This is a genomic window from Devosia indica (genome assembly GCF_003056405.1).
GTDB lineage: Bacteria > Pseudomonadota > Alphaproteobacteria > Rhizobiales > Devosiaceae > Devosia > Devosia indica.
Genome location: NZ_PYVZ01000024.1, coordinates 18,135 through 40,843 on the forward strand (window position 1 = coordinate 18,135; position 22,709 = coordinate 40,843).

The 22,709-nt window shown below is 61.2% G+C and carries 22 protein-coding genes; 6 read left to right on the forward strand and 16 right to left on the reverse strand.

Annotation, left to right across the window (positions count from 1 at the left end; translation table 11 throughout):
* Positions 1-65: 65 nt before the first annotated feature.
* The 10 genes from DDE76_RS18160 to DDE76_RS18205 form a co-directional block, all read right to left on the reverse strand.
* Complete coding sequence (locus tag DDE76_RS18160) at positions 66-1,130, reverse strand: hypothetical protein (RefSeq protein WP_157955907.1); 1,065 nt, start codon at positions 1,128-1,130, stop codon at positions 66-68.
* Complete coding sequence (locus tag DDE76_RS18165; RefSeq protein WP_104892191.1) at positions 1,108-2,154, reverse strand: aldose epimerase family protein; 1,047 nt, start codon at positions 2,152-2,154, stop codon at positions 1,108-1,110. Before DDE76_RS18165 ends, DDE76_RS18160 begins: the two co-directional genes overlap by 23 nt.
* A gap of 6 nt (positions 2,155-2,160) precedes the next feature.
* A complete protein-coding gene (locus DDE76_RS18170) occupies positions 2,161-3,231 on the reverse strand; it encodes an ABC transporter ATP-binding protein (protein ID WP_104892190.1) in 1,071 nt (356 codons plus the stop codon).
* A gap of 30 nt (positions 3,232-3,261) precedes the next feature.
* Positions 3,262-4,365, reverse strand: a complete 1,104-nt coding sequence (locus DDE76_RS18175; protein WP_104892189.1) for a hypothetical protein — start codon at positions 4,363-4,365, stop codon at positions 3,262-3,264.
* On the reverse strand, positions 4,340-5,212 hold the full coding sequence (locus DDE76_RS18180; protein ID WP_104892188.1) for a sugar phosphate isomerase/epimerase family protein: 873 nt from the start codon (positions 5,210-5,212) through the stop codon (positions 4,340-4,342). The genes DDE76_RS18175 and DDE76_RS18180 overlap by 26 nt, the downstream gene beginning before the upstream one ends.
* Positions 5,212-6,171: a sugar phosphate isomerase/epimerase family protein gene (locus DDE76_RS18185; protein WP_104892187.1), complete on the reverse strand. Its 960-nt coding sequence runs from the start codon at positions 6,169-6,171 to the stop codon at positions 5,212-5,214. The genes DDE76_RS18180 and DDE76_RS18185 overlap by 1 nt, the downstream gene beginning before the upstream one ends.
* A 27-nt stretch (positions 6,172-6,198) precedes the next feature.
* Positions 6,199-7,104, reverse strand: coding sequence for a carbohydrate ABC transporter permease (locus DDE76_RS18190; protein WP_198650947.1), 906 nt, complete (start codon positions 7,102-7,104; stop codon positions 6,199-6,201).
* A complete protein-coding gene (locus DDE76_RS18195) occupies positions 7,101-8,000 on the reverse strand; it encodes a carbohydrate ABC transporter permease (RefSeq protein ID WP_198650948.1) in 900 nt (299 codons plus the stop codon). The genes DDE76_RS18190 and DDE76_RS18195 overlap by 4 nt, the downstream gene beginning before the upstream one ends.
* Positions 8,001-8,070: 70 nt before the next feature.
* A complete protein-coding gene (locus DDE76_RS18200) occupies positions 8,071-9,351 on the reverse strand; it encodes an extracellular solute-binding protein (RefSeq protein ID WP_198650949.1) in 1,281 nt (426 codons plus the stop codon).
* Positions 9,352-9,446: 95 nt separating this feature from the next.
* The gene (locus tag DDE76_RS18205) at positions 9,447-10,100 is read right to left on the reverse strand and encodes a GntR family transcriptional regulator (RefSeq protein ID WP_158672382.1); all 654 of its coding nucleotides are present in this window, start codon (positions 10,098-10,100) and stop codon (positions 9,447-9,449) included.
* Between the two features lie 346 nt (positions 10,101-10,446).
* On the opposite strand from DDE76_RS18205, the gene DDE76_RS18210 reads away from it, so the two are divergent.
* Genes DDE76_RS18210 through DDE76_RS18225 form a run of 4 tightly spaced genes read left to right on the forward strand, consistent with a single transcriptional unit; the run spans position 10,447 to position 14,243 of the window.
* Positions 10,447-11,436 (forward strand): SMP-30/gluconolactonase/LRE family protein, encoded by a 990-nt coding sequence (locus tag DDE76_RS18210; RefSeq protein ID WP_104894767.1) that lies wholly within the window; start codon positions 10,447-10,449, stop codon positions 11,434-11,436.
* Positions 11,436-12,542: an isocitrate/isopropylmalate dehydrogenase family protein gene (locus DDE76_RS18215; protein WP_104892184.1), complete on the forward strand. Its 1,107-nt coding sequence runs from the start codon at positions 11,436-11,438 to the stop codon at positions 12,540-12,542. The genes DDE76_RS18210 and DDE76_RS18215 overlap by 1 nt, the downstream gene beginning before the upstream one ends.
* A gap of 2 nt (positions 12,543-12,544) precedes the next feature.
* A complete protein-coding gene (locus DDE76_RS18220; protein WP_245892065.1) occupies positions 12,545-13,567 on the forward strand; it encodes a Gfo/Idh/MocA family protein in 1,023 nt (340 codons plus the stop codon).
* The gene (locus tag DDE76_RS18225; RefSeq protein WP_104892182.1) at positions 13,527-14,243 is read left to right on the forward strand and encodes a GntR family transcriptional regulator; all 717 of its coding nucleotides are present in this window, start codon (positions 13,527-13,529) and stop codon (positions 14,241-14,243) included. Before DDE76_RS18220 ends, DDE76_RS18225 begins: the two co-directional genes overlap by 41 nt.
* Here the strand turns inward: DDE76_RS18225 and DDE76_RS18230 are convergent.
* From DDE76_RS18230 to DDE76_RS18255, 6 genes are all read right to left on the reverse strand, one after another.
* A complete protein-coding gene (locus DDE76_RS18230; RefSeq protein ID WP_198650950.1) occupies positions 14,230-14,538 on the reverse strand; it encodes a putative quinol monooxygenase in 309 nt (102 codons plus the stop codon). The two genes, DDE76_RS18225 and DDE76_RS18230, sit on opposite strands and share 14 nt — an antisense overlap.
* Positions 14,531-15,568 (reverse strand): hypothetical protein, encoded by a 1,038-nt coding sequence (locus tag DDE76_RS18235; RefSeq protein WP_104892181.1) that lies wholly within the window; start codon positions 15,566-15,568, stop codon positions 14,531-14,533. The genes DDE76_RS18230 and DDE76_RS18235 overlap by 8 nt, the downstream gene beginning before the upstream one ends.
* Before the next feature lie 441 nt (positions 15,569-16,009).
* On the reverse strand, positions 16,010-16,732 hold the full coding sequence (locus tag DDE76_RS18240) for an ATP-binding cassette domain-containing protein (protein WP_104892180.1): 723 nt from the start codon (positions 16,730-16,732) through the stop codon (positions 16,010-16,012).
* A 7-nt stretch (positions 16,733-16,739) separates the two neighbouring features.
* Complete coding sequence (locus tag DDE76_RS18245; protein WP_104892179.1) at positions 16,740-17,918, reverse strand: FtsX-like permease family protein; 1,179 nt, start codon at positions 17,916-17,918, stop codon at positions 16,740-16,742.
* Complete coding sequence (locus DDE76_RS18250; protein ID WP_104892178.1) at positions 17,915-19,174, reverse strand: HlyD family efflux transporter periplasmic adaptor subunit; 1,260 nt, start codon at positions 19,172-19,174, stop codon at positions 17,915-17,917. The genes DDE76_RS18245 and DDE76_RS18250 overlap by 4 nt, the downstream gene beginning before the upstream one ends.
* A gap of 179 nt (positions 19,175-19,353) precedes the next feature.
* The gene (locus tag DDE76_RS18255) at positions 19,354-19,758 is read right to left on the reverse strand and encodes an EF-hand domain-containing protein (protein ID WP_158672381.1); all 405 of its coding nucleotides are present in this window, start codon (positions 19,756-19,758) and stop codon (positions 19,354-19,356) included.
* Positions 19,759-19,991: 233 nt separating this feature from the next.
* Between DDE76_RS18255 and DDE76_RS18260 the strand changes: the two genes are divergently transcribed.
* Positions 19,992-20,699 (forward strand): response regulator, encoded by a 708-nt coding sequence (locus DDE76_RS18260; RefSeq protein ID WP_104892176.1) that lies wholly within the window; start codon positions 19,992-19,994, stop codon positions 20,697-20,699.
* A complete protein-coding gene (locus DDE76_RS18265) occupies positions 20,692-21,978 on the forward strand; it encodes an ATP-binding protein (protein WP_104892175.1) in 1,287 nt (428 codons plus the stop codon). The genes DDE76_RS18260 and DDE76_RS18265 overlap by 8 nt, the downstream gene beginning before the upstream one ends.
* The last annotated feature ends 731 nt before the right edge of the window (positions 21,979-22,709 follow it).

Below are 22,709 nucleotides of genomic sequence, written 5' to 3' on the forward strand. Positions count from 1 at the left end.
ACGCCGGATGATCCGCAATATGCTGTGCCCTTGGCGTCTTCCGCCGCCCGGCAAACATCGGCCGGCTAGTCCACTCCCGACCCGGTCACTTCCCTTAGCCGGGCAAAAAATGCCCGTTTGTGCGGGGTATTGATGCCCCAGTTTATCGGCACGGTCTGGAAACCACTTAGGTCGTCGAATTTGGTTTCCCGGTCGTGCTCAAGCCAGTTGCATTTGGTTTGTGTTTCGCCACACCCATAGCCCTGATCGTAGTAACCCCAACTGACGCCTGCATCGAGCGCGGCGTCGAAGCTGGCAATATCGATGCTGTCCTCGTTGCAGCAGATCGGACGCGCATTGGCGGCGATTTCCTCGTCATTCTTGAAGGCGATCAATTCGCGGTAGAACTCGTCGGCAAAACTGTCATTGCCGTGCGGCATCAGGAAGTCGCAATATTTGTGCCATTCACCATTGGGCTTGTGCTTCACCGGGTGGATGGATGTGCTGACGAGAAGCCGGCGCCCGTCCAGCGTGGTTGACCGTGCGATATCAAGGAGCTCGTGGATACGCCGCGAGGACAGTATGTCGCGCCCCTGCTGAATTTCGTTCTTGAGATCGACCAGGATATTGCGATGTCCGGTTTGCAGCAGCCAAGCCGTCATGTTCTCGACGGCGGCGCGAATGGCCCTTTCGCTTTCGAACCGCTGTTGCTTCCAGTAGAAATAATTGACGAACACGACCGTGCCCAGCGCGTCGGCAGCCTTCAATACCCTGGCCAGGCGCTCCAGATAGGGCTGCTTGAGCGACCCGTCCGGCCGGAAGGCCGTGTTGATGTAGTTCTGAAAGACCTCGGGATAGTACATCGCCCCGCCGCCCTGCATGCCAACGGTGACCCCCAGCAGCCCGTGAGCGCGATAAAGCGGCAGGGCGTCGCAGAATTCCCGGGTATTGCGGTCAGGGTCCCACACGCCCGTGTCGGGATAACACCAATTGCGCCGGGTGGCCGGGTTCTCATCGTCGAAAACCGCCTGAATCATGCGGCTATTGAGCAGAAGGCCCTCGATACGGCGTCCCTTGTGAAAGCGGCCCGCATAGGTCAACTCTCCGTTGATCCGCCAGTCAGTGCCGTCAATTTCGATTGTCGTGCTCAAAGTTCTTTCCTGTCAGGTGGTCCGGGTCAGGGCGATCCGTCGGTGGGCTGCTCTCTGCGTGCGTCACCCAGGGTGCGAACCGGTATTCGGTCACCTGGCGATAGGTGGAGTTTGCAGCAAGAAACGCGGATGGGAAGTGATGGTGATTGGGGCTGTCCGGCCAGTTCTGGGCTTCCAGACACAGGCCCTGTCCAGGGCCATAGAGCCGTCCCTCAAGACCCTGCTGCCCCGGTTGGAGCTTATAGGCGTCATACAGATGCAGGCCCGTCTGGGTAGTCCAGACCTCCATTGCCGGACCATTTGGCAGGGACAGTCCCGCGGCAAAGACCGGTTGGCTGCGGGTTGTGGACGCAAGGCAGTAGTTGTTGTTGAAGCCGGGGCGCGGGCGATTGCGGCCAATGGGCCGGGCCGCGCGGAAATCGTAGAGCGTGTCTGCCACCGGGGCCACCTCGCCGGTGGGCACGAGGTCCGCACTGACGGGGAGATAGGATTCAGCGGCAATCTGCAGGACGTGCCCGGCAATATTTCCTCGCCCGGAGAAATTGAAATAGGGGTGGTGGCAAAGATTGACCACTGTTCCCCGATCCGCATGCGCCTCCAACTCGAGACGGAGAGTAGCTGGACCGGTGATGCTGTATCGCGCCGTGATCTCGCACTCCCCCGGATAGCCTTCGTGACCATCCGGGCTGACAAGGTGAAGGGCCAGACTGGTTCCGGTCGCCTCGGTGACGTGCCAGCGCTGCTTTGCCGTCCCGGTGACACCGCCATGCAGGTGATGCTCGCCACCATTGCGCGGCAGGGAGAGCACGCGCCCGAACAGGTCGAGATGTCCCCGGGCGATGCGGTTGGCGTGGCGCCCGATCACGGCGCCCGCATAATGGTCGGTGTCACGATAATCCTCGATCCGCTCGAAGCCGAGTACGAGCGGATGGGGCCAGCCTGAGAGCCGAAGATCCGTCAGGGTGGCCCCGAACGGGGTCACGCACGCCGACAGGGCTTCGTTGGCAATGCGAAACGTCTCCATGACCAGTCAGAGGCGCTTGCCGGTGAGCTTGCTGAACAGGTGAACATTCGAAGGATCGATGGACAGCATGATCTCATCGCCGGACCTGACCTCGAGCCGCTCCCGGAAAAGCGCCAGAAAGCTATGCCCATCCGCGGTGACGTTGAGCAAGGTCTCCGTACCAGTCGGTTCCATGACGACCACCTCGGCTTTCAGTTGCGCGGTGGAATCCGGGGTTGCCAGCGAAAGGTGTTCGGGGCGGAAGCCGAGCACCACCTCCTCGCCGGCGCCTGTGGAGCTGTCAGCCAGCGGCAGGCTAAAGCCGCCACTGACGAATGTTGTCACGCCATTGATGCTTTCGATGCGGCCATCCAGCATGTTCATCGAGGGCGAGCCGATGAAACGGGCGACAAAGAGATTGGCCGGACGATCGAACAGTTCCAGCGGGGCCCCGACCTGCTCGACCTTGCCGTCATTCATCACCACGATGCGGTCGGCCATGGTCATGGCTTCCACCTGGTCATGGGTTACGTAAACGGTTGTGGTCTTGAGCCGTTGGTGCAACGCCTTGATTTCGGACCGCATCTGCACGCGCAATTGCGCATCGAGGTTGGAGAGGGGCTCATCGAAGAGGAAGACCGCCGGATCACGAACGATCGCGCGGCCCATGGCAACGCGCTGGCGCTGTCCGCCCGAGAGTTGGGCGGGTTTTCGCGCCAGCAGTGGTCGAAGCCCCAGGATGTCGGCGGCCTCGCCGACTTTCTGGTCGATCTCGGCCTTGCTGCGCCGGGCGAGTTTGAGGGAGAAACCCATATTCTCGGCAACGGTCATGTGCGGGTAGAGCGCATAGCTCTGGAACACCATGGCAATATCCCGCTTCTTGGGCGGCAGGTCATTGACGACCAGGTTGCCGATGGCAATCTCGCCCGAACTGATCGTTTCCAGGCCCGCGATCATGCGCAGCAGGGTGGACTTGCCGCATCCCGAGGGCCCGACAAGAATTACGAACTCACCGTCCGGAATGTCTATGGACACACCATGCAGCACCTCAAAGGTTCCATAAGCCTTTCGCGCTTGGCGGATTTCGATTGAAGCCATTTCGTCGATCCTCGTCGGAAATAGGGAAAATTAGCCGATAGCGCCGGTGATCTCGGCAACGCGATCGAAGAAGGCAGTTTTCTCGGGTGTCGAGATGCCCCAGTTCACCGGGGGCGACTGGAAACCGTCGCGATAATTGTTCTTGCCCTGGTCGTAATATCCCCACGGAACGTAGTGGGGGAATGCTGCGTCCATATTGGCCACGAGGGTGGAATCCTCGTTGATGCAGATCGGTCGCGGATTGCTGGTAAAGACAGGGCTGGCCTTGATCGAACGGATCACCTTGTCGATACCGTCCGGATCAAGCCCATTGCCGTGGAACAGGATGAAGTCGCAGGCGGCCAGCAGCTCGGTGACCTGGGTCCGGCCGATCTTTTCGAGGAATTCCTCGGTGGTCGGGTCGCCGTTGCCGCGCCGCTCGGGCAGCGGCACGCCGGCCTTTTCGCGGAACGGCCAGTTCGTGGTGCTGGCAGCCACCAACAGGCGGCGGCCATTGCGGTGCTTGGTCTTGACGCGGTTGACCAGTTCGTGGACGCGCGACGGGGTCAGGATCTCGTGCTCGTAGAGCGGCACGTCGCATTCATTGTTGATCTCGACCATGACGTTTTCGAGGCCGGTATCGAGCAGCCAGTCGGTGGCATTGTCCACGCCCCGAATGATGGCGGCTTCGTCCGCCATGTTCTCGTCCTGCCCGAAATAGTAGTAACCCAGCATCACAGCGATGCCCTGTTCGTCGCAGGCACGCAGTACCTTTTCGAGGCGCGCCAGGTATTTTGGCTTGAGGTCACCCTGGGGCGTGAAAGCCGAATTGACCCAGGGCTGAACCATTTCAGTACCGGTGATCGGCATGCCGCCCTGCAGGTTGAGGGTAACGGCACGAATGCCTTTGCCGTAGTAGACCGGCAATGCAGCGATGAATTCCTCCACGTTCCGATCGGGGTCCCACACACCGGTGTCGGGGTAGGCCCATTGCTTGATGGAGTCCGCATTCTCATCGTCGAAGATGGCTTGCACCATGCGCGTGTTGAACAGCAGACCCTCGACCGGCTTGCCCTGGAAGGAGCGCCCCTTATAGGTGGGCTCGCCGTTGATCAGGAACCTCTCACCCTCAATGGTGAGGCGGGTGTTGGACATCTCGTTCTCCCTTGGCATTATTAGTTTCGATGAGCGGATGGCGCTCGGCCAAACTCTTGGCGGCCGCGACGCTTTGTTCGAGCCAGGCCAGTTCGAGGGCCTGGGTAGTCACGAAGTCGCCCTGCCAGGGCAGCCAGTGCTCGAGGATGGTGTTGAACTGCCGGCCGTGCCGCCCAAGGGCCCTGAAGACGCTGGATGGATCGAAGCAGCCCTGGCCGAGAGGGGTGCCGACAAAGCTGCCTCCGACCCCGTGCGGATCCAGGGCGATGCGAAAATCTTTCAGGTGCAGGTTGACCGCGAACGGGGCCAGCAACTCGATCGTGGTTTCCGGCCATTCCCTGCAGGCGATGGAATTGGCTACGTCAAGGCATATGCCTAGCGCTTCGTCCTCGACCATGGTGACGATGTCGACCAACCTTGGTGATGGCAGGTGAAAGTGGTTTTCCACCGCAAGGACCACCCCTGCCGCCCGGCATGCCGGAAGCAACTGGCTGAGCATGGTCGCGATCTCTGCGTCTTCGGCCGAGGACTCTTCTGCAGTCGGAGCGATCCGCAGGAGCGAAACACCCAGCCGCCCGGCCAGATCGAGATACTGCCCGACAAGGTGCGGGGCGCAGCCGGTCATCCCCAGCTCCAGCGCGATATGAAGGCGCGCGGCCTGCTCGGCCAAGGCGTCGATCTCGGCGGACGAAAGAGTATGCAGCGGCACGTTGTCGGCGAACTGAACCAGTCCGACCTCCAGCCGAGCGGCATGATCCAGGATCCCCGCAGCCGAGATCGGGTGATCCGGGATACGGTCCCGGATGCCCACATGCCAGCGAAAGGCGTAGCTCCCGATGCCGAGCATCAGACCAGCGCCGCAATCAGCTTGTTGAAGGCGCGGGCGGGAATACCTTCGTCCTTGAGCGCGGTGAGTTCATCGAAGCCGATTTTTTCGATCAGCTTGCCGAGGTTTTCCATGATCTCGAATGTGGCGCCCACCGCCTCGGCATTGTCGCCCGAGCGGGTGAAGACGTCATAGGCAAACCAGCCGTCCCACCCAAGCTTGTCGATATAGTAGAGGGTCTCGAGGGTTTCCCAGAAATTGACCGAAGCGGGCAGCATATCCCAGTCGGCGCCGCGGTCATTGTCGTTGAAATGGACGTAGAACAACCGCCCTGCGGCATGCGCGATGCACAGCTCGGCGGCCGGTGTTTCCCCCGCAATCAGGGCATGGCCGACATCCATGGTGACGCCGAGATTGGGGGCACCAACCACGTCGCAGAAATGCAGGGTGCGGCCCATATTGGGCAGCACGATGCGATTTCGCACTTCGTAGGCCTTGTACTCGATGCTGACCTTGACGTCCTGGCGGTAGGCAGTGGCTTCTCGGAAACACTCCGCCAGCCATTCCCACTGCTTGGCGTAATCGACCTGGAAGGCATAGTCCCAGCCATCGATCAGCGGGCAGACCGATATCATGTTGGCGCCCAGATCGGCGGCCATGTCCATGCCGGACTTCAGATATTCGATCGAACGGCGGCGAATGGATGCATCGGGATTGGTGAAAGAGCCATTGCGGAAGATATCCTCGCCCTTGACGTTGACGTTCACCGCCGAGACCGCAATGCCGGAATCCTTGACCATCTGCACCTGCTCGCCCCGGTGCCCAAGATCCTGCGGATAGACCGGTTCGACACCGTCTGTGCGCGCGATGCTGCGGGCGATATCCAGACGCTCTGCCAGGCTGCGGGGCTTCTGGTATTCATGAAATCGATCGGCATAGCGCCCGAGCGTGCCAAGCAGGATGGAGTTGCGAAAAGCCATGGGAAGAGGTCCTAAGATTGGGGGCGATCAGGTCTTGACCGAGCCGGCCGTGAGACCGCCTACAAGCCAGCGCTGGACAAAGACGAAGACGACGAGCGCAGGAATGGTCGCCACCACGCAGGCGGCCATGAAGGCATTGACGTATTGAACGCCACCGCCTTCCTGGGCGAAGTCGCCGATACCGACTTGAATGGTCTTCATCTCACCCTGGTTGAGCAGCAGGCTCGCCCAGAGAAAGTCATTCCAGGCATTGAGGAAGGTGAAGATGGCCACGGCGGCGATACCGGGCAGGCAGACCGGTAGAATGACGCGCCAGAACGCCTCAAAGTGGCTGCAGCCATCGATCAGGGCGGCTTCCTCAAGTTCTGGCGGTGCGGCTGAAATAAAATAGCCGCGAAGCATGAGCACCGCGAAGGGCAATGAGAAGCCTACATAGGCCAGGATCAGACCGGCATAGCTGTTAAGCAAGCCCAGATCCTGAATGAAGAAGTAGATCGGGAAGACGCGGGTGATGGCCGGGATCAGATTGGTCAGCAGGATCAAGCCAAGAATGATCGTCGCGCCGGGAAAGCGGAACCGTGCCAGCACATAGGATGCCGAACAGGCAATCACGGTTGAAATTGCGGCCGCCGTTACCGACACGAACAGCGAGTTGAGCACGTATCGCCACATCGGGATCAGCCGGTTGGCATTGGTATAGGGCTGTGCTGTCGCCTCGCTGGGAAACCAAATTGGCGGGAGGACGCGGATTTCCTGGTTGGGCTGAAAGGAGCTTTTGAGCATCCAGTAGACCGGCAACAGGATGTAGAACAGCAATGCGACGGTGATCGCAATGATGAGAATGCGTGTGACCAAGTCGGTCTTATTGGCGAAAGACAGGCGTTGCCAAAGCTTGGGACGGGTGGCGGTATTGGGCACGGCAATGGTCATCATGCCACCCCTTTCAATTGGGAACGCAGATAGAAGATCGAGACAAATCCGGTCATGATGAAGATCACGCCGCTTGCTGCCGAAGCCAGATCGAAGCGATAGAAGGAGAAGGCCTGCTGGTAGGAATAGACCGCCATGATGTTGGTCAGGTTCTGCGGCCCGCCGCCGGTCATGATGTAGTTGATCTCGAAGGATCCAAGCCCGCCAATGACCAGAAGGGTGATCAGGATCGCCAGCACTGGCCGCAGCATCGGCAGGGTCACATACCAGAATTTCTGAATCAGGCTGGCGCCATCCACCTCTGCCGCTTCATACAGGCTGCGGGGTATGGACTGCAGCGCCGCCAGCAGGAAGATGACTGCGAAAGGCAGGCCGTTCCAGACGCGCACGGCGACAATGGACATCATCGGAATACTGAACGGGCCCCAGGTTGCCGAGTCGGTGAGCCAGCGGACATTGCTGCTGATCAGGCCCAGGTCCTGCAGCAGGAAGTTGATCGGGCTGCGATCGGTATTGAGGAGCCACATCCAGATGGCCGAAGCGACCGCCGGCGGCACGAACCAGGGCACGCAAACCAGCATGCGCATGGCTGTCCGGCCCCGGTAATTGGCGTTCAGGATCTGTGACAGCAGCAAGCCGAAACCCAGTGTCGCCGCGACGGCCAGCACCGTGAAGATGATGGTGTTCACCAGCGTCTGCACGAAGCGCGGGTCGGAGAACACCGCCACATAATTGTCGAGGCCGACAAAGGGCGTGCCGAATTCATTGATCCGGAGAAGGTCATATTCGACAAAACTCATCCACAGCGAGAACAACATCGGGTAGATGCCCAGCGCCGCTGTGATCAGCATGGCAGGTGCCACCATGAGGTAGCAAAACAGGTATTTCTGGCGTGTCATGGCGAACCGTCCTGATATGCGGTCGGATGAGCCCGGGAGGATCGCTCCTCCCGGGCCTGCTCCGGAGTGCTTAGCTGCCGCTGGCGCGATCGAGTTCAGCCTGCATGCGGGCCTGTGCTTCGGTCACGGCGCTGTCGATGTCGCCGCCACCGATGACGGTGTTGTAGACGAGATCATAAAGGACAGCGCCCGGCTCGGGGGAGGCAATGGCATTCCACACCGCGCTCGGATGCTGGGAAGTGTGGCCATAGTTGAGCGTTTCGGCCATGACGGCCTGCCACGGGCGCTGCGTCCAGAGTTCCGAAGTCATCACCGAACGGCGCGGACTTGCGGCGCCGGAGACTTCGCTGATGCGCTCCATGTTCTCCGGTTCGGACAGGAACTGGATCCAGTCGATGCAGGCGTCGACGTCGCTCGAGCCATAGAGGACACCCCAGTAGCCGGCACCCGAGAACGAGTCACGATTGCCGGTTGGACCTGCCGGGTTGATTTCGAGTGCCCAGGTGCCTTCCAGCTCGGGGTAGTCGCGATCAAACTGGGACGGCCAGGAATTATTGGTGCTGCCCACGATAGCGATATTGCCAGATGTAAAGTCGGCAAGGGGATCGGCACTCTTCTCGAAGATCTCGGGTGAGGTGACCTGATGCACATGCACCAGGTCCTGCATGAACTTGAGAGCGGTGCGCATGGCCTCGTTGTCGATGGTCGCGGTGCGGCCATCCTCGCTCATCATCGCCCCACCTGCCTGCCAGTAATAGGGCATCAGGGTCTGGGCCGGATTATTGTTGGCCCCCAAGGCGAAGCCCCAGCGAGTGACATTGCCGTTGTCGTCGCGCTCCGTCAGGGCCAGGCCTTGCTCGACGATCTCGTCCCAGTTGTCCGGCGGCGCGGCAATGCCGGCCTCCTCAAGGAAGTCTGTGCGATACATCATGGGACGAATGTCGACCCGCCAGGGAATGCCGTAGAACTCTCCATTGCGATGGACGTCGACGAGGGCGCCCTCATAGAAGTCGTCTTCGAGCGTGGGCCAGCGGTCGCGGTACTCGGTGATGGGCATCGGCCCATAGCGGCCTGCGCCAATTCCCGAGAACGAGTGCAGCCAGTACATGTCCGCACAATCGGGGGCCGCACCGCCTTGGGCAACGGTAAGCCAGGTATTGAAGGCAACGGACCAGTTGATCACTTCCACCGATACGTTGATGCCGGATTCCTCGCGGAATTCCGACGTCAGTTCATCAAAAAGGTCCTGATAGGCCAGCAGATCACCCTGGGGTTGCGTCCAGAACGTAATGTCCTGCGCAAACGCGCCAAGCGCCGTTGTCGTGCCCAGTGCCGTTGCAAGCGCCAACATGGCGGTGTGTCTTCTCAGGACCTTTCGATCAGTTCCGGCCCTATAAAGTCGTTTCGTCATAGTCTCCTCCCTTGAGAATACGAAAATTCAGACCGTTAGACTGGTCTGTTGTCCGCGCGAGCTCGCATCAGGGCGATGGTCTTGCGAATATGGGTGAGCATGGCCTGCTCAGCTTTGTCGGGGTCGTGCGCTTCGAGCGCGTCAATGATGTCGATATGCTCCTGCAGCGTCTCTGCAGGGGGGCGCAGCAGGCCCTGCGCCAATGACAAGCGCAGCACGTCACGCACGGCATCGAGCTGTCGGGTCAGGAAATTATTGCCGAGCAGCGTCGTCAGGTAGTGATGAAATTCCCGATCTGCCTCTCGATAGGCTGACCAGTCCTCGTCACCCGGCTGCGGTGCGGCGCTGGTAATGAGCGAACGAAGATAGAGCGTGTGCCGAAGTTCGATCCGGGGCGCTACCAGTCGGCAGGTCAGTCCCTCAAGGACAGCCCTGACTTCAAACAGGTCCGCTATTCGATCCGGACCGAATGTTACGACCGTTGCCTCACCGCGGGGGGAGATCACAACAAATCCGTCCCGTTCCAGCGCGGCGATGGCACTGCGTAGCGGTGTCCGGCTGACCCCGAGACGCTGCGCCAGCTCTTCTTGCACGAGCTTCTGCCCGGCAGCGATTTCACCGCCCAAAATCAAGTTACGCAGTGCCTGGTAGCCGTACTCTTCCAGTGATTGAGCGCCTGATGCCGACATGACCTCTCCCTTGGCGTAGCCACTTCGCGACGCTGGTGGTCGCGCTCTGTATACAGTGGATACAGTGGATACAGAATGAAGGTCAAGCGCTATTGTAGGCATCTTTGGCTCAATCCTGCGGTCGTATGTGCTGCACTATGCATGCATTAGAGAATGCGTCAATGACCATTGACACTCCGGCTCCAATCTCTGGGAGCGTCCAAAAACTCGGAAAAACCGCCCCCTATGCAAATGTCGGCTCATTATGCCGTGCATTAATAAAACTGCTTGCAGCACTTCGTGACACAATTTACGTATGCATTATCAGGGAGAACCTATGTTGGCCTTTTCAGCTTTCAAGCCCCCCATGTCCGATCTCAAACCCATAGGGTCCGGGCTGACGCGCCCCGAATGCGTCCTCACACATCGCTCGGGCTTCCTGTTCTGTTCGGACTGGCAGGGGAGGGGTGGGGTCGCTGTCGTCAGTCCACGCGGGGAGGTCCGGCGGGTTTCTATTGCCGGCACCGGAAGTGATCTGCGGCCCAACGGCATCGCCCTGGAGCCAGGCGGATCCTTCTTGCTGGCGCATCTGGGCGCCACGGATGGCGGCGTCTTCCGGCTCTTCCCCGATGGCTCGATTGAACCCGTACTGACCGACATTGACGGTGCGGCAATACCCCCGAGCAATTTTCCGCTTCGCGACCGGCAGGGGCGCCTGTGGCTGACCGTCTCCACGCGGATAGCCCCTCGGGCCGATGACTATCGCCCCTCCGCGGCTTCCGGCTTTATTGCCGTTTCGGACGCCAATGGAGCCCGTGTCGTTGCAGATGGTCTGGGCTATGCCAACGAAATCGCCTTCTCGGCCGATGAACGCCACCTCTTCGTCAATGAGACGTTCGCTCGCAGATTGACACGGTTTGACGTTCGTCCGGATGGCGGACTGGGGGGCGCAACGCTCATCTGGCAGTTCGGGCCGGGGGACTACCCAGACGGACTGGTCCTCGATGAGGACGGTGGCCTGTGGGTCACGAGCATCGTCTCGAATCGTGTCATTCGCGTTGCCCCGGACGGCAGTACAGCGGAACGGGTCCTGGAGGATGCAGACCCCGGTCATTTGGCGTTGGCTGAAGCTGCCTACGCCAGCAGCCGCATGGGCCGTTCACATCTTGACCAGCAGCCCGCGCCCGTGCTGCGCAACATTTCGTCGCTGGCGTTTGGCGGGTCCGATCTTCGGACAGCCTATCTGGGTTGCCTGCTGGGCGACCAGATCTTCTCTTTCACCACGTCTCACCGCGGCCTGCGACCGCTGCACTACGACTTCGACATTTCTCCCCTTCTGCAAGCGCTGGATTTCTAATGCCCGCCATCTCTTCATTCGACATTGCTGTACTGCCCGGCGACGGCATCGGAGCGGAAGTTATCGCACCCTGCCTTGAGATCCTGAAAGCCGCCATCGACAAAGTTGGTGGGTTCGAGCTGCGGTTTTCCGAGCTTCCCGCCGGGGCCGGCGAATTTCAGCGCAGCGGAATCGCGTTGCCACCGGATACCCTTGCTGCCTGCCGCAAGGCCGATGCCATCCTGCTCGGTGCCATGGGCTGGCCGGAAGTTCGCTATCCTGACGGCACCGAAATCGCGCCGCAGCTTGATTTGCGGACCGAGCTGAACCTTTTCGCCGGAGTGCGCCCGACGCGGCTATTGCCAGGAATAAGCCCGGTCCTTTCGGATCCGCGCGCGGCCGAACTCGATTTTGTCATCATTCGGGAAAGTGTCGAAGGGCTCTTCGCCATGCGCGATCAGGGCATGGTGGTCGACGATGCCGAGGCACGCGACACGATGGTGATCACCCGCAAGGTCTGCGAACCACTGTTCGACTTTTCGTTCGACTACACGCGCAAAAGAGCCCAACGTGGTGGCCGCAACCAGCTGACCTGTGTTGACAAGGCCAATGTCTTTGCCAGCCTGGCCTTCTTTCGCAAGATTTTCGATGAGCGTCATGCGCGGAACGGTGACGTCTCGGCCAGGCATGCCTATGTTGACGCCACTGCCCTCAATCTGGTTCGGCGCCCCTGGGATTTCGACGTGATCGTGACCGAGAACATGTTTGGCGATATTCTTTCCGATCTCGCTGCCGGCCTCATTGGCGGTATGGGCTTTGCACCGTCCGCCGATATCGGCTTGGACCACGCAGTGTTCCAACCCTGTCACGGATCTGCACCGGATATCGCGGGCAAGGGCATGGCCAACCCCACCGCGACCTTCCTTTCCGGCGCCATGATGCTCGACTGGTTGGGTGACCGGCATGGCTGCGCGTCCGCCAACAGGGCTGCCGCGATCGTGCGCACCGCCGTCGACGATGCCTATCGTGCCGGAACGCGCCCTTACGAGGTCGGCGGCTCGCACGGCACGGAAGCGATTGCATTGGCAGTCAGCGATGCCATCGGCGCCACGGCCCTGGCGACATAGCCGTGCTCAAACTGTGCACATTCGGCGCTGGCTATTTCAGCCAGTTCCACTATCGGGCGTGGGAACGCATCAAGGCCGTACACCTCGCCGGAATATGCGACCGCAACGCCGATGCTACCGAGCGGGTCGCAGCGCAGTTCCCGACGGCCCGGCGCTATACCGATCTTGAGACCATGCTGGATCGCGAACGGCCGGACCTATTGGATATCATTGTACCCCCCCAAGCCCATCTCGATGCCATCCGCGCCGCCACCAGCCGCGGTATCAACGTCATCTGCCAGAAGCCGTTCTGCGGAATACTGGGGTGTGCCCAGCAGGCTGCCGCTCTGGCCCAGAGCTCCGGTACCACATTGATCGTGCATGAGAATTTCCGCTTCCAGCCATGGTACGGCAAGCTGAACGATCTGCTGCGGGGTGGTTCGCTGGGAGAGGTCTACGGTGCCACATTCCGGCTCCGTCCGGGTGACGGGCAGGGGGATCATGCCTATCTCGAACGTCAGCCGTATTTTCGCGACATGCCGCGCTTCATGGTGCACGAAACCGGCGTCCACTATGTCGATGTCTTCCGCTATTTGTTCGGCGAAGTCGAGGCAGTTACCGCTCGCCTGCGCCGCATCAATCCCAGCATCGCAGGCGAGGATGCCGGCATAGTCGTCCTTGAGATGGCAGGCGGGATGACGGCGACACTGGATGCCAATCGACTGTCTGACCACCCGGCCAGCAACCGCCGGCGCACCTTGGGCGAGATGCTGGTTGAGACAGAGGCAGGCGCTGTATCGATCAGCGGCGACGGGATTGTCTCTCTGCGCCGCCATGGGGAGAACGTGGCCAGGCCAATCGAATACGACTGGCAGGATATGGATTTTGGCGGCGATTGCGTCTATCGCACGCAGGTTGCTGCGGTTGCTGCGTTGCTGGGGCAGGCCCCGCCGGTGAATACTGCATCACAATATCTGGTCAACTTGCGCATCGAAGAGGCAATCTATGAGTCCCACGAGCAGGGTCGACGCATTGTCCTCAATTGACGCAGCCGCACCGGTCGACCGCTCCAATCAGGCCGATGTCGCCTATGACAGGCTCAAGCGGCTGATCCTTGACGGCGCCCTGCCGGCCGGTGCGCAAATGCTGGAGCAGGAGGCCGCGACCCGGCTCAACATGAGCCGGACGCCAGTGCGTGAGGCGATGGTACGGCTGCGCCAAGAGGGCATGGTCGAGATCCGCCCGCGTCACGGCATGCGTGTGCTGCCCGTTTCGGCTCGCGACATGGCAGAGATTTACGAAGTACTCACGGCGCTTGAAGGCATTGCGGCCGAAGCCGTCGCCCGCAAGGGCATTGCGGCCCGTCCCCTTGCCTCATTGCGTGCTGCAGTGGCGGACATGGACAAGGCGCTTGAGGCAGGGGACTTGGTCAACTGGGCCGAGGCGGACGAGCGGTTTCACTTCCAACTTGTGCAGTTGAGCGGCAATTCCAGGCTCATTCAGATGGTGGGTCAGCTTTGGGATCAGGCGCATCGAGCCCGCATGCTGACGCTGCAATTGCGGCCCACGCCAACCAATTCGGTCACCGAACATGCGGCTCTGGTCGACGCAATTGCCAGCGGTGATCCTGAATCTGCACGTCAGATCCATGAGGATCACCGCCGCCGGGCCGGCAAAATGTTGGTGGAGCTGCTCGAACGGCTGGGTCTCACCCAGCTTTAAGCCAGAACCGCCGCACATGCTTGCGCGCGATCATGCCCGTGGTTCGGGCCGCGAACGCCGCGTAGTGCGGCGAGGCCAGATGAGCAGAGAAAGCAGCATCGCCTTCATAGACCTCATAAAGGAAGACCTTCCTGTCGTCCGCACAGTCGATGCTGACATCAAACTGATGGCATCCCGGCTCGTCATGCAGGGACGTTGCAGCATTCTCAGCAACCAGGCGCATGAAATCCTCCCGGTCACCATCGAGCAGTAATTCGACGGTGACCACCAGGCGGGTGGGCCGGCTTTCAGGCACCGGTGATTTCCTTGAGCAGGCCAAAGAACCCCTTCTTGCGGGCGCTGTTTATTGTCCAGTCCACTGGCAGCGACTGAAATCCGTCTTCGTAGCGCTCACGGTTCATGCGGTAGTCGAAATAGCCCCAGGACACATCCTCACCGATCGCGGCCACGAAGTTGTTGTCGGCCTTGTCGAAATCGAAGTGGTCATCCTCGTTGATCATTACCGGCATTGGCCGATAGTAGGGTTGGGCCCGATTGGCGCGTACCATGAGGCGGACACTGTCTGGATGATGTGTGCCGTTGCCATGCAGCAGCAGAAAATCGGCGCTGCCCATAATCTTCTCGTTGACTGGCTTGGGGTGGGCCAGGCTCGTCGACACCAGCAGGCGTCCGCTGGGCGTGTTGAACTTGCCGCTCGAGCGCTCCTGCGCCAGCTTGATCAACTCATCGCCGCGCGCCGCCTCGATATTGGGCTGGGCGAAGGGAAGGTCGACCTCGTTGCCGATTTCGAGCAATACGTTTCTCGCCTCGTGCGCCGCCAGCCAGTCGACCATGTTGACGACGGCGTTGCGAACAGCCTCTTCGCTGTCAAAAATGCGCGTCTGCTTCCAATAAAACAGCCCGAGAATGACAACCATTCCAAGCTTGTCGCAGGCAGCAATGATCTGCTCCAGCCGGTCAAGCCAAGGTTGCTTGAGACTGCCGTCGGCATTGAAGCCGGTCAGGACCCAGGGCTGAACACCGCTATAGCCTTGTGGACTGCCGGCCTGCATGTTGATGCCCACCGCATCCAGACCGTGGGCCCGATAATCCTTGAGCGCTGCCAGGAATTCTCGAACATTGCGTTCCGCGGAGAATTCCTCGCCGTCCGGATACATCCAGACGCCCCTGGTCGAGGGGTTCTCGTCGTCCGAGAGCGCCTGCACCATGCGCGAGTTGAACAGGAGCCCCTCAATCGAGAGTCCATTCCATGAGCGACCCTGATGGGTCGGCCTGCCATTTACACAAAACTTCGTCTGCTCGATCGAAACTACGGTCTCAGTCAAAACTACCTCCCAGGTTCAATGTATGCATTACAGAATGCATTGATTTTGGCAAGGTCGAATGTCTCCTGTTCCCCGCTGACGGCGCTGTCCAAGGGGATCGCGGGGCAGGGAAGTGACCCATTCGCTGCGGCGCACCAAGGCCCCGCTATCTGCAGGGTGAACGGCAATCTCGGCGCTATGCAGATCCTTCTTGGCCACGCCGGGATCGAGCCAATCGCTCGATATCCGGGCACAGACGTGAAGGATGCACAGGACCGATCTGCATCGACCGGGGGCCTTGCCAACGGCGCCCGAGCACCGGTGAGACCGCGTCCGCAGACACCGCTTTTGGCGCTCCGTGCAGCAATGGCCATTCCGCTTCAGGGGGTCAAACCGCGATTTTTTTCCTGCCACCGCGACACGCGGCACACCTGGCCGCGCTGATGTGCATCGCCAGGGCAGTCACGCCGGTGCGGTCGAGGCATTGTTGCGCGCGGTGCCGGCTCGATCCTCAACGATCCTGCCATCTTCCAGTGTCACCACGCGGTCTGCCAGATCGAGGATCCGCGGGTCGTGGGTGACCATGACGGTCGTGGTGCCTCGAGCGCGGCCTAGATCCTTGAACAGACGCACCGCCGCAAGGCCGCTGACCTTGTCCAGGGCCGCAGTTGGTTCGTCCGCAAAGATGATGTCGGGGTTCGATGCCAGAGCCCGCGCGATGGCCACACGCTGCTTCTGTCCCCCTGAGAGATTGCCTGGGAGGTAATCCAGCCGCTGGCCCAGCCCCAGGAGGTCCAGAAGGTGATCCGCCGCAAGGGCATGCCGTTTCGGATCGCCCCGGCCATGCACCTGCAACCCCATCATCACGTTCTGCCGGGCCGTCAGGCTATCGTGCAGGTTATGGGCCTGAAAAATGAAACCGAGGCGCCGGCGCATGTCGATCCGGCTGATCTCGTCGGACTGAAACAGCTCCCGATCCAGCAGCCGGACGCTGCCGGCATGCACCTCGCGCAGACACCCCATGAGTGTCAGCAGCGTTGTCTTCCCTGAACCGGAGGGGCCCATCAGGACAGTAAGCGATCCGCGCGCAACCGCCAGGTTCACATCGAACAGGGCCTGCTTGCGGGCTTCGCCGTCGCCGAAAAAGTGCTCAAGAGCTGTGACTTCGATCGCTGTCTCTGTCATTGCGGCCTCAAAACAGGTCCGCCGGCTCGGCGGCGGCGAGTTTGCGCATGGCAAGGACACCGGACATGGCGCAGGCGATGATCGTGCCGATGAAGACGGCGACGGCGCGGTCCGGGGTCATGAAGATCGGGATGTTCGTCAGATAGGCCAGCGACCGGTAGAACAGCTCGGACAGGGCAAGCCCGGGCCAGAAGCCGATCGCCGCCAGGATGATTGCCTCCTCCAGGATGATGCCGACGAAGAACCCCTGGCGGAATCCCATGGCCTTGAAGGTCGCATATTCACGGATGTGATCGGCGACATCAGCCGACAGCACCTGGTAAGCGATTACAATGCCCACAATGATGCCGATGACCACGCCAAAGGCGAAGATCAGGCCCGTCGGGCGCTCGGTCATCTGGTAGCGCACCTCCTGTTCCATTGCTTGGGTGACAGTGCGGATCCGGACCGCATCCGGCGGGTAAAGCTGTGCCAGTTCGGTCGCCACCCGCCCGGGATCGGCGCCGGGATCAAGCGCCAGCAGGATGTGGCTGGGCGTGGCGGAGCTGCGCTGTGGAAACAACTGGAAGAAGGTCTGATCGGAAACCAGGAACACGCCGTCGCCACCGAATCCGCCGCCGATCGACACGGTGCCGATCGCGCCGAGCTGACGGCCCTGCATTTCGAACGGCACTGGCGCCTCGGGATGCGCCGCAGCGAATCCGCGCATGTCGACGAAGCGCGTGAGCGTGTCGACCAGCGCTGTGTCCGACAGGGACAGGCTGATCAGAGGCGCGGCCAGCGCCTCATGCACAAACGGCCCGGCGTCCGGCTCAAGGCCGAAGAACTGTATCGAGGAGGACGCATCATTCCCCGAGATCCAGGTCGAGCGGCCCATATAGATCGGCGTACCGCCTGTCACATCCGGGTGCACCAGCGCCTGGAACATTCTCTGCCGCGGCAGTGTCGAGGCATCGGACAGTGACTCCGACTCGGCAGGCGAGATGATCAGCAGATCGGGTTGAAACAGCCGGTAGGGGATAGCCACCGATTCCGCCATCGATCCTGCCAGACCCAGTTGGACGAAGACGAGCACATTGGCGAAGGCGACACCAGCCAACGCCGCAAGCAGCCGGCCCGGGTGATGCATGAGTTGCAGATACCCGATCGGCAACCGGCCAAGCAGGCGTGCAAGAAACGCGGTCATTCCGCGGATCCTTCCTCGGCTGTGTCTGGGGTGACAGCGATCCGGGCCACGACCTCGAGGTTGACGTAGCGCGCGGCGCGCGCGCTCGACGCCGGGTCCAGCGCGACGGTCACCAGAAGCACACGCGCATCGGTATTTGCGGACGGATCGTCGGCCGTAACGTTCTGTCGCCCGACCAGGGTGCCGATGCGCGAGACCGTTCCAGTGAGAGGTTCGTCACCAAGCACGCCGGAGACGAGCAGAACGCTCTGTCCGACTTCGACTCTGGGAACCATGGTCTGAAACACCTCGATTTCAGCCTCCATCTGTTCCGTATCGCCCATCCGCAGAAGCCCGTCCGCGGGCGGCCGTTCTCCGGCACGCGCGGCCACCTCGATGACCGTGCCATCCCGAGGCGCGAGCACCCGGGCCCGGTCGAGATCGGTTCGCGCCTGTTCGACAGCGGCTTCCGCTGCAGAGAGATCGGCAGCCGCGACCGCGATGTCCACCTGCTCACCCTCCGGTCCGGTTTCATACCGTGTCAGCGACGCCCGCAGACGCTCCAGGTCGGCACGGGCGGTATCGGCGGCCCGCGCGGCATCTTCCAGGATTGCCTGTGTGGTCGTACCCCGGTCGAACAGGCTGCTCATGCGCGCCAGTTCACGCTCGGCTGCCGCCAGCGTGGCCGCCGCGCCCTCTGTTTGTGCGCGCAGCTCGGCTTCCGTCGCCGCGACCTGCACCCGCGTCTGGGCAAGCGCGGCGCGGCGGATCGCAAGCGTGCTTTCGGCGCTTGTCAGGGCAGACTCGTAGAGCGAGAGCGTGTCGAGCACGGCCAGCACATCGCCTTCGGCCACGAAATCACCCTCGTCGACCATGATCTGGTGGATGCGCGCATCGCCGGCCCCTTGCGGCAGGGCCACCGATACGATTCCGCCAGCCGGCTGCAGGCGGCCGAGCGAGACAATGTCGCCCGTCGCCATGGCCGCAACGCGCTCAGGGGAAGGGACCCGGTCGACAGGCAGTGCGATCGGCTGCCGGGCGCCGGCGCCGGGCTCAAGGCTGGTCCAGTTGAAGACCGCGCGTAGAGCCGGCCCCTGAAAATAGAGTCCGATGACCCCTCCAAGGGCCAGGAGCAGCATCACCAGCAGAACCCGCAAAGGCCAGTTCTGTCGCCGGCCCCGCGATGGCTTCGACAAAGACCGCTCCTTGCCATTGTCGAGCAGGGGCAGTTTCTCCGATCCGTCGCCGTCGCCGGATTTCCGATCGGATGTGTTCATAATGGTCTCCGGGGCTGGGTCTTTGGGCAAGGATGGGCGTCAGGATCACGACCTGACTTGTGTTGGTTTTCCTGCCCTTCCAGAGGGTGGTCCCAAAGGCAGGCATTGGAGCGCCACACGGTCGGCTCACCGGACAGCAGTAACAATCGGGGCCGTTTGGTACCTTTTTCCTGGGGCGGCTATCTGGACGCGGCTGCTGCGACTTCGGGCTGACTGAGCGCCCCGTCGCCGTCCTGGTCGGCATTCACGAAGACGGGCGCCGGTCCATTGATGAACTCGCTCTGGCTGATCCGGCCGTCGCCATCGGTGTCGAGATAGGCGATCTCCGCCAACTGCGCCCTTGCTCGGCTGGCGGCAGCGCGCGGAAAGTCGTCTTCGCCCAGATAGCCATCGCCGTTGCGATCGATCTGTGACCACCGCGCAGCCTGGACGTTGCCGTACTCCGCATTCGATATGACACCATCGCCATTGACATCGATCCTGTCGAAATTGGCCAGAAGCTGCCCAAGGGGATCCTGCGACTGTCCTAGCGCGGGAACGGCGATAAACCACAACGCGGAGACGAGAAGGGTCGTACGGAACATCTTTCTGATCTCCAGGAAATGAGACGCAATTGACTTTCGAGGCGTCGAACGCAGACTTGGCATTCCAAGCCCTGTTCATCGCCAGCGATACGAGCAAATTGCGGGCACGACATTTCAAGGGTGTTTCAGATGTCAGGCGCTGTGTGTCAAACTATGTCACCGGGTACTGCCTGTAACATTCTGCAATAACTTGGCGCTGCCACTCAGGCCGCAACCATGGCAAAGGTGATGGCATGAGTGTCAAACCGGCCAGAGTGATCGTCGTCGACGACGACCCCGAACTCCGCGCACTGTTGCGCCGGTTCCTGTGCGAGCATGGCTTCGAGACCCGCGCTGTGGAGGGGGGCACCGCGCTTGACCGGGAATTGGCGCGGATACCCGCCGATGCCATCGTTCTCGACCTCATGATGTCGGGCGAAGACGGGCTGGCCATCTGCAGGCGCCTTCGGTCATCAGGCGATATGACGCCGATCATCATGCTCACGGCACGGGGCGATCCGATTGACCGCATCATCGGCCTCGAGACCGGCGCTGACGACTATCTGTCCAAACCCTTCGAACCCCGCGAACTGGTCGCCCGCCTCTCAGCCGTGCTCAGGCGCGTGCAGAGGCGAACCGATCTGTCCACCGATGACATCGTCCAGGTCGGCTCGCTCAAGATCAATCTCTCGACCCGGGCGGTGATGCGCGACGGTGTATCGCTGAAACTGTCCAGCCGTGAATTCGCCCTTCTCGCGGCGCTCGCAAGCAGCCAGGGTCGCCCGCTCAGCCGGGCTCAGTTGATCGACCGCGCCCTTGGGCGCGACGCTGAGGTCACGGATCGGGCGGTAGATGTGCAGATCGCCCGGCTGCGGCGCGCGATCGGCGATCGGGCTGATGACCCCGAACTGATCAAGACCATTTGGGGCGTGGGATACGTGTTGGTGTCCGACGGTGCTTGATTCACTCCTGAAACAGAACATTGCCGTTCTTGCTGCGGCGATCTTCGGTGCGCTGCTGCTCTCGCTCGTGCTGATCCTCGGCTTCGTGCTGCGTCCCCAGATCGAACGGTCGGCTGCGGACACAGCCCAGATGATCCAGAGTCTTGAACTTTCCTTCAGGCAAATGGACCCATTCCAGCAGATCCACTTCGCCGAGGCCCTGCGCACGGGCGATGCGCCCGATGTGCTGGTCGCTGAAACCGCGCCGCAAGATGCGAACATGCAGCGTAGCTGGTTTTCGCACTACTTCCTGCGCGTGCTGTCGGATCAGCATGGTATCGCGGCGTCCAATGTACGGATCGATGCCGAGGGCCGCGTCTGGGCTCGTATGGTCACGGCAGATCAGCCTTATTGGCTCTCGCTCAGAACCTTGCCCGCGACCGATCCGATTGCCGGCCTCGCGATTGCATCAGGGATCGCCATGCTCGCCGCTCTTGCAGGTGGCATCGCACTTCAACAACGCATTGCCCTGCCGCTGAAGCGTCTGGAGGGCGCTGTGAGTCGGATGTCCAGTCCTTCCGACGCCTATGACATCAATATCGAGGATCCCCGGGAAATCGCGGCAGTATCCCGTGCTCTGGCAGACATGTCCAAGCGGCTGCAGCTTGCAGAGGCCGACAAGGCCCTGATGCTGGCAGGGGTCAGTCACGACCTGCGTACGCCCCTCACAAAATTACGGTTGATCCTGGCAATGCTGAAAGATGCCGATGCCGACCTCGTCGCCGGGGCAGAGCGCGATGTGATCCGTATCGAAAACATGCTGGGCCAGTTCCTCGATTTCGCGCATGGGTTCGAGGCCGAACAGACGCGGCAGGTTCCGCTGCGGTCGCTATTGCAACAGGCGATCCACTCGTGCGCTGCGCCCACCACTGTTGTGCTGGATGTCCCTGCCGATGTCATCATCAGGGTCAAGGAAGTCGCCCTGCTTCGGGCCCTGGACAACCTGCTGACCAATGCACTCAGGCATGGCAAGCCTCCGATCGCGCTGAGCGCTCGGATCAATGACAGGGACCTCGTGATCGAGGTGCGGGACGCAGGCCATGGCATCTCACCCGAAGACGCGCGGGAGCTGATGCGCCCGTTCGCCCGGGGAAATGCTGCGCGCGCCGGCGAAGGCACCGGACTTGGCTTGGCCATTGTCGATCAGGTGGCCAGGGCACACCGCGGGAACATTGAGTTCGAAAAAGGCGCTGAGGCGTTTACGGCCCGTCTACGCATTCCCCAGGTGGTCCTTGCCTGAGCATGGGTTGGGCTGCCTGTCACGCTCAAGCCGCTCGGCATGTCAGACGTAGTGACCTGACCCCAACTTCCCTCCGGTTCTTGGAGAGACCTGGTCAGGTTAACGTGCCCTCTATTCGGACCGCGCGTCGGTGCAGGTCCGTCACCTACCTGGCACGCGGCATGTGGCACCGAAGCCACCGCTTGAGAAACGTCATCCCCGATGCAAATCGCATCATCTCAGCGAAAACAGCGCTTTAGGTTAACGGCGATGTCGGGGAAATGGAGCGGGTGAAGGGAATCGAAGCGCTATCCAATATCTATATAAATCAGATAGATAGAGATTTCATCGAACGGTCGGTGGCACAGTTTGTAGTACAGTTTGTGGTACAAATTTCACCCGCCATCATTAACCTAGATCTCTTTTGGGACTGGCCAGTCTCACAAAGTCTGACATTGTAGAAGAGTGAATGCACATCCGCCGCCTTGGTAAGGCGGCCGCCAGCCCGACTGCAATCGGACTGACGGCCTGACCAAAGCGGCACCTGCTGTAACAGGAGACACGCAATGGCTATGGCCATCTATTCGGCGTCGGAGATTCGACGCAACCATTTCCCCCATTTTTGCGCGTTCAGGGTGCCCGTACTGGGCTCTGGCAATCCGAGCAAAGCCCCGGTTCTCAGGGATCGCAGCTAGTCCGACTGCTTTGCCGTAACGGGACGGTGATGCCGCTCGTCTGCGGCTGATGCCTCG

What these genes read in the sequence shown, in the direction of transcription:
- DDE76_RS18240 (WP_104892180.1), bottom strand. Translation starts at nt 16,732, where the DNA reads ATGACAGAGACAGCGATCGAAGTCACAGCTCTTGAGCACTTTTTCGGC.
- DDE76_RS18245 (WP_104892179.1), bottom strand. Translation starts at nt 17,918, where the DNA reads ATGACCGCGTTTCTTGCACGCCTGCTTGGCCGGTTGCCGATCGGGTAT.
- DDE76_RS18190 (WP_198650947.1), bottom strand. Translation starts at nt 7,104, where the DNA reads ATGATGACCATTGCCGTGCCCAATACCGCCACCCGTCCCAAGCTTTGG.
- DDE76_RS18185 (WP_104892187.1), bottom strand. Translation starts at nt 6,171, where the DNA reads ATGGCTTTTCGCAACTCCATCCTGCTTGGCACGCTCGGGCGCTATGCC.
- DDE76_RS18195 (WP_198650948.1), bottom strand. Translation starts at nt 8,000, where the DNA reads ATGACACGCCAGAAATACCTGTTTTGCTACCTCATGGTGGCACCTGCC.
- DDE76_RS18260 (WP_104892176.1), top strand. Translation starts at nt 19,992, where the DNA reads ATGAGTGTCAAACCGGCCAGAGTGATCGTCGTCGACGACGACCCCGAA.
- DDE76_RS18170 (WP_104892190.1), bottom strand. Translation starts at nt 3,231, where the DNA reads ATGGCTTCAATCGAAATCCGCCAAGCGCGAAAGGCTTATGGAACCTTT.
- DDE76_RS18165 (WP_104892191.1), bottom strand. Translation starts at nt 2,154, where the DNA reads ATGGAGACGTTTCGCATTGCCAACGAAGCCCTGTCGGCGTGCGTGACC.
- DDE76_RS18215 (WP_104892184.1), top strand. Translation starts at nt 11,436, where the DNA reads ATGCCCGCCATCTCTTCATTCGACATTGCTGTACTGCCCGGCGACGGC.
- DDE76_RS18205 (WP_158672382.1), bottom strand. Translation starts at nt 10,100, where the DNA reads ATGTCGGCATCAGGCGCTCAATCACTGGAAGAGTACGGCTACCAGGCA.
- DDE76_RS18210 (WP_104894767.1), top strand. Translation starts at nt 10,447, where the DNA reads ATGTCCGATCTCAAACCCATAGGGTCCGGGCTGACGCGCCCCGAATGC.
- DDE76_RS18225 (WP_104892182.1), top strand. Translation starts at nt 13,527, where the DNA reads ATGAGTCCCACGAGCAGGGTCGACGCATTGTCCTCAATTGACGCAGCC.
- DDE76_RS18200 (WP_198650949.1), bottom strand. Translation starts at nt 9,351, where the DNA reads ATGTTGGCGCTTGCAACGGCACTGGGCACGACAACGGCGCTTGGCGCG.
- DDE76_RS18250 (WP_104892178.1), bottom strand. Translation starts at nt 19,174, where the DNA reads ATGAACACATCCGATCGGAAATCCGGCGACGGCGACGGATCGGAGAAA.
- DDE76_RS18255 (WP_158672381.1), bottom strand. Translation starts at nt 19,758, where the DNA reads ATGTTCCGTACGACCCTTCTCGTCTCCGCGTTGTGGTTTATCGCCGTT.
- DDE76_RS18175 (WP_104892189.1), bottom strand. Translation starts at nt 4,365, where the DNA reads ATGTCCAACACCCGCCTCACCATTGAGGGTGAGAGGTTCCTGATCAAC.
- DDE76_RS18180 (WP_104892188.1), bottom strand. Translation starts at nt 5,212, where the DNA reads ATGCTCGGCATCGGGAGCTACGCCTTTCGCTGGCATGTGGGCATCCGG.